The sequence below is a fragment of the Aquiflexum sp. genome, from assembly GCF_977115555.1.
On sequence record NZ_CDSBKL010000258.1, the window covers coordinates 1 to 6,025 of the forward strand.

Annotated in this window: 6 protein-coding genes; 5 read left to right on the plus strand and 1 reads right to left on the minus strand. The window is 40.6% G+C overall.

The genetic code is table 11. The features are described from left to right. Position 1 precedes the first annotated feature (1 nt). Together ACZFYI_RS14225 and ACZFYI_RS14230 are read left to right on the plus strand one after the other, a co-directional pair. Positions 2–874 carry a sugar phosphate isomerase/epimerase family protein gene (locus ACZFYI_RS14225; RefSeq protein WP_462524792.1) on the plus strand — a complete coding sequence of 291 codons (873 nt, stop codon included), beginning with the start codon at positions 2–4 and terminating at the stop codon, positions 872–874. Positions 875–916: 42 nt separating this feature from the next. Then, positions 917–2,179, plus strand: a complete 1,263-nt coding sequence (locus ACZFYI_RS14230; protein ID WP_462524793.1) for a replication-associated recombination protein A — start codon at positions 917–919, stop codon at positions 2,177–2,179. A gap of 11 nt (positions 2,180–2,190) precedes the next feature. Here the strand turns inward: ACZFYI_RS14230 and ACZFYI_RS14235 are convergent, their stop codons facing one another. Beyond that, positions 2,191–2,922, minus strand: coding sequence for a nitroreductase family protein (locus ACZFYI_RS14235; protein WP_462524794.1), 732 nt, complete (start codon positions 2,920–2,922; stop codon positions 2,191–2,193). A 102-nt stretch (positions 2,923–3,024) separates the two neighbouring features. Between ACZFYI_RS14235 and ACZFYI_RS14240 the strand changes: the two genes are divergently transcribed. From ACZFYI_RS14240 to ACZFYI_RS14250, 3 genes are all read left to right on the plus strand, one after another. After that, positions 3,025–4,512, plus strand: coding sequence for a DUF5687 family protein (locus ACZFYI_RS14240; RefSeq protein WP_462524795.1), 1,488 nt, complete (start codon positions 3,025–3,027; stop codon positions 4,510–4,512). After that, positions 4,509–5,204 (plus strand): ABC transporter ATP-binding protein, encoded by a 696-nt coding sequence (locus ACZFYI_RS14245; RefSeq protein WP_462524796.1) that lies wholly within the window; start codon positions 4,509–4,511, stop codon positions 5,202–5,204. The genes ACZFYI_RS14240 and ACZFYI_RS14245 overlap by 4 nt, the downstream gene beginning before the upstream one ends. Positions 5,205–5,504: 300 nt before the next feature. After that, the gene (locus ACZFYI_RS14250; RefSeq protein ID WP_462524797.1) at positions 5,505–5,717 is read left to right on the plus strand and encodes a hypothetical protein; all 213 of its coding nucleotides are present in this window, start codon (positions 5,505–5,507) and stop codon (positions 5,715–5,717) included. Positions 5,718–6,025: the final 308 nt, after the last annotated feature.

The following is a 6,025-nucleotide window of genomic DNA, read 5'->3' on the forward strand; positions in this document are numbered from 1 at the left end:
GATGGCCGCAACGGGTATTTTAGAAGCCAGCCCAAAATGGAAAAAAGAAAGTCAATTCAGCTTTTGTCTGAATACCAGTACCATCATGGGTCAAAAACCTGGATTGATCGGGTATCTGGACATTGCATCCAAGGCTGGTTATGATGGGGTTGAATTATGGATCAGAGACATTCAGGAATACATAGCTGCAGGAAATTCCGTGTCGGGATTGAAAAAATATATCGAGGATTCAGGTTTGAAATTTGAAAATGCCATCGGTTTTGCACCATGGATGGTGGATGATGATGTCAAGAGAAAAGCCGGAATGGAACAAATGGAACAGGAAATGGAGCTTTTGGCTTCCTTGGGTTGTACCAGGGTTGCTGCACCAGCGGCAGGAGTGACTGCGCCTTTGGACCTTTTCAAAGCGGGAGAGCGGTACAAGGCCTTATTGGATTTGGGTAGAAAAACCGGAGTGATGCCGCAATTGGAGTTTTGGGGAGCCTTTCCGTTTTTTTATCATTTAGGACAGGTATTGATGGTGGCAGCAATCGCCAACGATCCCGATGCCAGGATCTTGCCTGATGTCTATCATCTTTTTAGAGGGGGTTCGGGTTACAATGGATTAAAAATGCTCAGCGGGACAGCCATTGAAATCTTCCACATGAATGATTTTGTTACTTCCATTCCTAGAGAAGAACAGGCAGACAAAGACCGTGTATATCCAGGAGATGGAGCCGCTCCGATAAAGGAGATACTGAGTGATCTGAAAGATATGGGAGGGAAGAAAGTCCTTTCACTAGAACTCTTCAATCAGGAATATTGGAAACAGGATGCCTTTACAGTAGCTAAAACCGGATTGGAGAAAATGAAAAAGCTTGTCAACGAGATTTAGAAAACTCCTATTTCCTTTTTAGTAACTTTTGCCAAAAAATAAATGAATCAGATCCCTTTAGCCGAAAGAATGCGTCCCCACAAGCTGGAAGACCTGATCGGTCAGGAGCACCTTTCTTCGCCTAGTTCTTTTTTGTATAAAGCAATCAAAAGCGGCAATGTGCCCTCCCTGATTCTATGGGGGCCTCCGGGTGTAGGTAAAACCACCATTGCCAATATTATCGCCAATGAAATCAAAGCGCCATTTTATACCTTAAGTGCGGTAAGTTCAGGTGTAAAGGATATCCGGGAGGTTATAGACAAGGCAAAATTCCAGCTTGGCGTGGTTCTTTTCATTGATGAAATCCACCGATTTAATAAATCCCAACAGGATGCTTTGTTGGGTGCGGTAGAAAAAGGGACCATCAGACTGATTGGAGCTACTACCGAAAATCCTTCATTCGAAGTCAATGCAGCACTTTTATCCCGATGTCAGGTATTTACGCTTAATCCTCTTGGGAGGTCAGAATTGGAAGCCATGGTCAAACAGGCCTTGGAAAAGGATCTTGACCTCAAAAAGAAGACTGTTCAATTGAAAGAAACAGAAGCCCTTTTGAGACTTTCCGGAGGAGATGGGCGCAAACTTTTGAATTTGTTGGAAATTGTCATAGATGGCATCAATGAGGATCCATGTGTGATTACCAATGAAATAGTCACAGAGATCGCCCAACAGAAAGTAGCACTCTATGACAAATCCGGAGAGCAGCATTACGACATCATTTCAGCATTTATCAAATCTATCCGGGGTTCTGACCCCAATGCTGCCGTTTATTGGTTGGCTCGGATGATCGAAGGCGGGGAAGATGTAAAGTTTATCGCAAGGAGGTTGGTGATTTTGGCTTCAGAAGATATCGGCAATGCGAATCCGAATGCACTTTTACTTGCAACAAACTGCTTCGAAGCCGTCAAAATCATCGGTTATCCTGAAGCAAGGATTATCCTTTCACAATGCGTGACCTACTTGGCGAGTTGCCCAAAAAGCAATGCTTCCTATCTGGCCATCAACCAAGCGCAAGCTTTGGTAAGGGAAAAAGGAGACCTGTCGGTTCCGCTTCATCTCCGCAATGCACCTACCAAGCTGATGAAGGATTTGAATTACGGAAAGGAATACAAATACTCCCATGATTATGAGGGGAATTTTGTGGTGCAGGAATTTTTGCCTGACGAAATCAAAAACCTCAAACTCTATGATCCCGGCAACAATGCCCGGGAAAATGAATTGAGAAAATACCTGAAAGATAAGTGGAAAGGGAAGTATGGGTATTGAAATGGTTATACTTATCTCTCAAAAATCACTTCATCGTTTGCCAGCCTGAATCTCTTTCCATAAATCCCTTCAGGCAAGCCCTTGCCACAGCCGATTATCATATTGATTTCAGCTGATTTGGGCAAATCCAATAGTTTTTTGACTCTTACAGAATCAAATCCTTCCATGGGACAGGTGTCATAACCTTCAGCTTTCATGGCATACATGAAAGTCATCGCGGCCAAGGCTGCACTTTTATGAACTGAAACCCTGACATCCGACTCCGTGACTTCTCTGACCATCGGTCTTTTCAATGACATAAACCAGGCGATGACTTGCTTGGTCAGTGACCACAAAGGGTATTTTGAGTAAAGCTTGGGAACAAGATTGCCATAGTAGGCTTCTGCCTGCTTTTGTTTTTTACCGGGAGAATTCTTGTAAGTTTCTTTAATATAGGAAAGATTGGCCGCAGCCCTGCTTTTCCATTTGTCTCTTCGGGTTACGATGACTACTAGTTCCCGGGCTGTTGTAGCAGCTTTTTGATTCATGCAAAGTCGCGAAATCTGATCTTTGAGAGCTGAAGTTTCAGGAATCCGGTAAAATTCCCATAGCTGCATATTGGAACTGTTGGGTGCAAGTGTGGCTGCTTCAAGGCATTTCTGTACAATTTGGTGGTCAAAAGGTGCCGCTTGGTTAAAAATCCTGACGGACCTTCTTTCTTGTACTATATTGAAAAATCCTATTTCCTGTATATTTTCCTTCATTTGGTCAATTAAATTTTGGTTGGTTTATAGGCTTGGTTACTTTTACTTATATTCAAAACCAAAATTACATTTATTTATCTTTTAACCCTTATTCAATCCATTATGGTTTTAGAACTGATCCGGCTGGAATTATTAAAAACCATCCGGTCCACGTCATTTGCCAAGAGCGCTTTGGTAGCTGTTTTTCTTGGTTTTTTGGCTTTGTTGCTGCTTTCTTATGTGATGTTTTTTGGGATATTTCTCAAAACCATCATTGAGAAAGGATTTGAGAGTACTGATGCCTACACTACTTTGAGCGGTGTGTTGGTCTACTTCTTTCTTTTCGAGTTTATGTACAGGTATTTTATTCAGAAGCTTCCTGTCATCGAATTGGAGCGGTTTCTTCATCTTCCCATCAAAAAAAGCAAAATCATCCATTTCCTTTTGGGTAGATCATTTGTGTCTCCATTGACATTGATCGCACCTTTGATGTTTTCTCCTTTTGCTTTTCAGGAAGTGGCAGTAAGGTTTGGGACAGGTGCAGCATGGTCTTGGCTGTTTTGTATTCTTTTCACAAGCTGGTCTTTGCATTGGCTGATGCTGTGGTTCAAGCAAAAATTTGAGGATAGCCTGATAGGCATTGGGGCGGTATTTGCACTGCTTTTGATTGGTGCGGGCTCTACTTATTATGGATGGTACAATTTGGGAAGTCTAGTCAAGCCTATTTTTGATTGGTCACTGACAACACCTGTTCCTGTCATAATTTTGGGATTGGTGTTTTTAGCTACCTATTGGCTTGCATACAAATATTATTACAACAATGCCTATTTGGAAGATCTTACTCAGGAAGAAAATGTCCGCTTCGTCAATCAGGATTTGGGCATTTTCTCAAGGTTTGGACTCGCAGGGGAATTGGCAAACCTGGAGTGGAAGCTGATAATCAGGCATAAGAAAAGCAGGACTTACCTGATGTTGGCAGGGTTTTTCCTCCTTTATGGACTGATATTTTATACCAATCCTGTCTATAAATCTGAAACCGGTTTTAGCCACATGTTTGTGTTCGTAGGTTCTTTTATCACTGGGATATTTATGCTGCAATATGGGCAGCTTTTCCTAAGCTGGAATTCGGCAAATTTTGACTTTTTCCTGCAAAAGAGAACAGGAATTGAGGCATTGGTCAAAGGAAAGTATCTGCTCTTTATTGTGACTTCCTGCCTTTGTATGTTGGCGTCTATTCCTTATGCGTATTTTGGTTGGGACATTTTGTTGATCCATGTGGCCACTTTCCTCTTCAACATGGGAATCATTATGCACTTGGTGATTTACCTTTCGCTGTGGAAGCCAAAACCTATGGACCTCAACAAAGGAGCAATGTTTAATTATGAAGGCGTGGGCATTGCCCAATTTTTGATGATCATACCGATGATTGGAGCACCATATGTGATCTATCTGCCCTTTGCCCTTTTGGTGAGTCAGTATGCGGGTCTTTTGGCATTGGCTGTGGTGGGTGTTGCAGGAATTATTGCCTTTCCTTATTTATCCAAAATTTCAATTGACAAAGTTTTACAAAATAGATACGAAATATCATCTTCATTCAGACAAGAATTATGATCAAGGTAGAAGGACTTAAAAAACAATACAAAGAAGCAGTAGTGCTTGATGTAGAAGCATTGGAAATTCCCAAATCAGAATGTTTTGGGTTGGTTGGAAACAATGGTGCAGGCAAAACAACACTTTTTCGGATTATGCTAGACCTGGTCCGTGCATCAGCAGGGAAAGTAACCATTGAAGGCAACGATGTAAGCAAAAGCGAGGATTGGAAAAGCAGGGTCGGTGCCTATCTCGATGAACACATGTTGCTGTCTTACCTGACACCGGATGAATATTTTGAGACTTTGCGAAAGATTTATAGGTTGTCTGAAGAAGATTTGAAGCTTCACCTGGAAAGTTTCAAGGAACTTTTCAATGATGAGATTCTAGGCAAGAAAAAATACATCCGTGACCTTTCCAAAGGCAATCTCAAGAAGGTTGGCATCGCTGCTGCCTTGATGGGGCATCCTGATGTAGTGCTTTTGGATGAACCTTTCGAAAATCTTGATCCGAGTTCACAAAACAGACTTAAGAAACTGATTCTTCAGTCCAAGGAAAATTCAAAGATTACATTTTTGATTTCAAGTCATGATTTGAATCATGTCACTGAGATTTGTGACAGGATAGTATTGCTTGAAAAAGGAAAAGTGATCAAAGACCTGAATGAAAAATCACTGATGGCCGAGGAATTGAATACGTATTTCGGGGTATAGGACTTATTATCTAACTTTTTACATGGGTTTGAAGAAGGGGAGTTTTCCTTCTTCAAACCTTTTTTTATGGCTTTTTTCGGCTTTTTCATGATTTTCTCAAATGGCAATAGCCGATGTTAAAAAAATTTTTTTAAAAATGTTAAAATAATTTTATGCAAATATTTGTTTTTTAAATATATAAAAATGTAATTTGTATCAACATAAACGCTTTACAAGAATCAATCGCAAGTTGTAGGTACAGTTTAAAAACTGGGAAAAATGTTAATAAGTTTTTAGGTCTTAATTTAAAATTTAGAAAAAATGGTAAAGTATGTAATCAAATTGGAAATCAATGGGATTGAGTTTAAAATCCAGACATTGGCAGGAAGTGAAAGAGAAGCGAAAGACAACGCTTGGGAAGTAATCCGCAACAGGACTTCTTTTCTTTCCATTCAAAAAGATCAAAAAAGAGAACTCCAAAGTTCTTTCAGTAGCAAATTAGCACAAGGTATCAAGAGTGCCTTGTTATTTTAAAGACATAAGCCTTAGTGGGTGATTTTTTAAACTTTCATTTCTTTGTTCAGAGAGAAAAAGAAGAAGCCTTCCTCAAACCCTCAAAAGAGGCTAGGGGAAGGCTTCATGATTTGTGGAGCTGGCGGGATTCGGACTCGCGTCCTTCGTTTGGTGTAGGTACTTTCTTTAAAAGCAAGGTAATCTTGAAATCTTAGACTTTCCCGTTTTTGGTGTATACACTTTTCCTTAATTCACCTATTTGCTCCGTCTGGGAGTAAGTGTGTAGTGAAGTCTTAGGTGTGAATCAAAGACATGTTGTATAGAAGATG